General features: G+C 65.0%; 2 protein-coding genes and 4 pseudogenes. 4 read left to right on the top strand and 2 right to left on the bottom strand.

The window, feature by feature from the left end:
- The coding region (locus ACLQI9_RS06765; RefSeq protein WP_442391346.1) for an IS630 family transposase at positions 1–966 on the top strand (966 nt) is incomplete at its 5' end.
- Positions 967–1,340: 374 nt separating this feature from the next.
- Here the strand turns inward: ACLQI9_RS06765 and ACLQI9_RS06770 are convergent.
- Both ACLQI9_RS06770 and ACLQI9_RS06775 read right to left on the bottom strand, forming a co-directional pair.
- Positions 1,341–1,571 (bottom strand): annotated as a pseudogene (locus ACLQI9_RS06770) (isochorismate synthase); the annotation flags it as partial.
- A gap of 4 nt (positions 1,572–1,575) precedes the next feature.
- Positions 1,576–2,166 (bottom strand): annotated as a pseudogene (locus ACLQI9_RS06775) (acid phosphatase); the annotation flags it as partial.
- A gap of 68 nt (positions 2,167–2,234) precedes the next feature.
- On the opposite strand from ACLQI9_RS06775, the pseudogene ACLQI9_RS06780 reads away from it, so the two are divergent.
- The 3 genes and pseudogenes from ACLQI9_RS06780 to ACLQI9_RS06790 form a co-directional block, all read left to right on the top strand.
- Positions 2,235–2,309, top strand: a pseudogene (locus tag ACLQI9_RS06780) (hypothetical protein); the annotation flags it as partial.
- A gap of 9 nt (positions 2,310–2,318) precedes the next feature.
- Positions 2,319–3,255, top strand: a pseudogene (gene pta / locus ACLQI9_RS06785) (phosphate acetyltransferase); the annotation flags it as partial.
- Positions 3,245–3,359 (top strand): hypothetical protein (locus ACLQI9_RS06790; protein ID WP_442391348.1); only part of this gene is annotated, 115 nt, incomplete at its 3' end. The pseudogene pta and the gene ACLQI9_RS06790, both read left to right, overlap by 11 nt.

The raw sequence follows: 3,359 nt of genomic DNA on the forward strand, positions 1-3,359 counted from the left end.
GCCGACGGCGTGGCCAACACCCGGATCGCCGATGAGATCGGTGTGACCGCGGTGACGGTGCGGGCCTGGCGGAACCGGTTCGCCGAGGACGGTCTGGCCAAGCTCGGGGAGGTCCGCAAGGGGCGCGGACCGAAGCCGTCGATCCCTGCCGAGAAGGTCGAGGAGATCGTGGCGGCCACGCTGCATTCCAAGCCCAAGGGCGAAACCCATTGGAGCACACGGTCGATGGCCAAGCACGCCGGTGTCAGCCGGAACACTGTGCAGCGGATCTGGAAGGCACGCGGGCTGAAACCGCATCTGGTGAACACCTTCAAGATCTCCAACGATCCGGCGTTCGAGGACAAGCTCACCGACGTCGTCGGCCTGTATCTGAACGCGCCGCAGCGGGCGGTGGTGCTGTGCATGGACGAGAAGTCCCAGGTGCAGGCGTTGGACCGCACCCAGCCGTCGCTGCCGATGAAGAAGGGCCGCGCCGGCACGGTGACCCACGACTACAAGCGCAACGGCACCACCACCTTGTTCGCCGCGCTGAACGTGCTCACCGGGGTCGTGATCGGGCAGTGCCTGCCCCGGCATCGGCACGAGGAATTTCTGACATTCCTCCGCACCGTCGACAACCAGGTGCCAAAACACCTTGCGGTGCATCTGATCCTGGACAACTACGCCACCCACACGCACCCCGACGCGCGGAACTGGCTGCGCCGCCACCAGCGGTTCCACCTCCATTTCACCCCGACCTCGTCGTCGTGGCTGAACCTGGTCGAACGCTGGTTCCGCGAACTCACCGACAAGGCACTGCGCCGTGGCAGCTTCAACTCCGTGCCCGACCTCATCACCGCCATCGAGGAATACCTCGACGCCCACAACGACGACCCGAAACCGTTCGTCTGGACCGCCACAGCCGAATCGATCCTGGAAAAGGTCCGCCGCGGCCGCGTCACCCTCGAACAAGTAGTTACTCAATGACGGGACACACCACTAGCATGCGCCAGACACATTGATCTCGCGCTCGGGCGAAGGTCGTTCACGATATGGTGGCATGACCGCTCGTCGCCGCGAGTCCCCCGCGGAGTTCGAACACAGAAGGTCTCACCCCGCACGTAGTGTCTCCATGTCGTGAACTACTTGCTTTTCCTCGGCCCGGTCATTCTCGTCAGCTGCTATCTCCTGCGCCTCAGCGCGAACGGCCGCCGCCGCCTTCCGCCGCGCAGCCTCGATTAGAGCTTCGGCTACGGCTCGCCCGGTGGGTGTAGCGGTTGTTTATCCCTTCACGCAAGGCGCGCAACAGGATTCGGCGTTCACCTAGTTCGGCGATGGTCCGGATGACTTCGGCAACAAGCGGGGCCGGTCGGCCAATCAGGCAGCGCACCGGTGCGCAGTACGGTGCGCGGCACCATCGACGCGGCAGGGCCATCCACGTCTAAACGTAAACGCGCCCAACACTATTGGTGCTCGTCCGGAGCGCAGCTCCGCCTGTGCGACCGTCATCTCGGCGTAGCAGGTCCGCACACCGCCGGCAATGAGAGTCCCGTCGGCCCGCACAGCGCAAACCGTGGCTCGCTGGGCTTCATGGCCCTGCGGACGGCAGGTCAGCCCGAGCGCACTGAGCTGTCGTACCCCATGCTCAAAACCACAGACCGCGATCGAGGCGGCTAGCATGGCAAACCGGCTACCCTCGACGAGCGGCAGCTGGAGCCAGCGCGTGATCACCGCGCGGGAAAAGTGGCCGTGACTCGAAAATAACACGTCGCGTGACGCCATGTGGTGTAGCGCCAACGCGACGGCTCGGTCAGCACGATCGGTGACCTGAGTGACGCTTTCACCGCCCGGGCAACCGTGCGTCCAGACCAGACAGTCCGGCTGCAATTCCCGGGTCTGCGCGGTCGTCAGGCCCTCGTAGCGGCCGTAATCCCATTCGGCGATCAACGGCGACACCTCATCGACGCTCAGACTGGCAAACTCGGCGGTGGCCAAGGCCCGTCGGCGCGGGCTGCTGATCACCATGAGGTTCTCGAGCTTGAGTTCACCCAGTGTCCGGCCCGCCTGGGCTTTTTCACGTCCGGTGTCGGTCAGCTCCAGCTCGGTGCGGCCGGTGTGCTGGCCCGACTTCGACTACTCGGTCTCCCCGTGTCGGAGCAGCACCAGCCGGTGGTTCTCCACGCCCATGCCGACCGATTGTGCCAGACATTTGCGAGTCGCCCCGCGGCACGAGGAAAAGGTGCCAGGATGTCTCTGTGACTGATACCCAGGTACTGGCGGTGGCCAACCAGAAGGGTGAGGTGGCCAAGACGACGGTGGCGTCGCTGGGTCACCCTGGGGTTGTGCTTCTTGAAGGCGACGACGATCGCATCCTCGAGTCGGCCGGGCGGGTGCTGCAGCGCGGGATCGCGGATCTGACCATCCTTGGCGACGAGTTCTGGGTCCGCTTGCGCGCAGCCGAACTCGGTGTCGATCTCGACGAGGCGGCGGTGATCGACCCGCGGACCAGCGAGTTGTGCGATCAGTTCGCCGACCAGTACGCGGCGTTGCGCAAGAGCAAGGGTGTCACCGTCGAGCAGGCCGACGAGATCATCCACGACGACTCGTATTTCGGCACCATGCTCGTGTACAACGGCATCGTGGACGGCATGGTGTCGGGTGCGGCGCACACCGCTGCGTGCACTGTCCGGCCTGCGTTCGAGATCATCCGGACCGCGCCGGATGTCTCCACGGTGTCCAGCATGTTCCTGATGTGCCTGTCGGATCGGGTGCCGGCGTACGGCGATTGCTCGATCGTCCCGGAGCCCACGACCGAACAGCTCGCCGATATCGCGATCAGCTCGGCGCGCACCGCCGCACAGTTCGGCATCGAGCCGCAGGTGGCCATGCTGTCCTATTCCATAGGCGAGTCCGGCGTCGGTGCCGATCTCGACAAGGCCAGGGCGGCAACGGAGTTGGTGCGCAGCCGGGCGCCCGACCTGCTGGTAGAAGGCCCCATCCAATACGACGCCGCAGTCGACCCCTCGGTCGCGGCCACCAAGACGCGTGATTCGGTGGTCGCCGACCTCGCCACGGTGCTGATCTTCCCTGAACTCAAGAGCGGCAACAACGCCTATAAGGCGTTGCAGCGCAGCGCCGTCGCGATCGCGATCGGCCCGGTGCTGCAGGGTTTGAACAAGACGGTGAACGACCTGTCCCGCGGCGCGTCGGTCGAAGAACATCGTCAACACCGTCGCCATCACCGTGATCCAGGCACAGGGCGTCTATGATCGCTGAGAGCCGTGTCGTGCTGGTGATCAACTCCGGCTCGTCGTCGCTGAAATATCAACTGGTCGACCCTGACTCGGGCGCGTCGCGGGCGGTCGGCATCGTCGAGCAGA

The sequence above is a fragment of the Mycobacterium sp. genome, assembly GCF_052143115.1.
In the GTDB taxonomy this organism is placed as follows: domain Bacteria; phylum Actinomycetota; class Actinomycetes; order Mycobacteriales; family Mycobacteriaceae; genus Mycobacterium.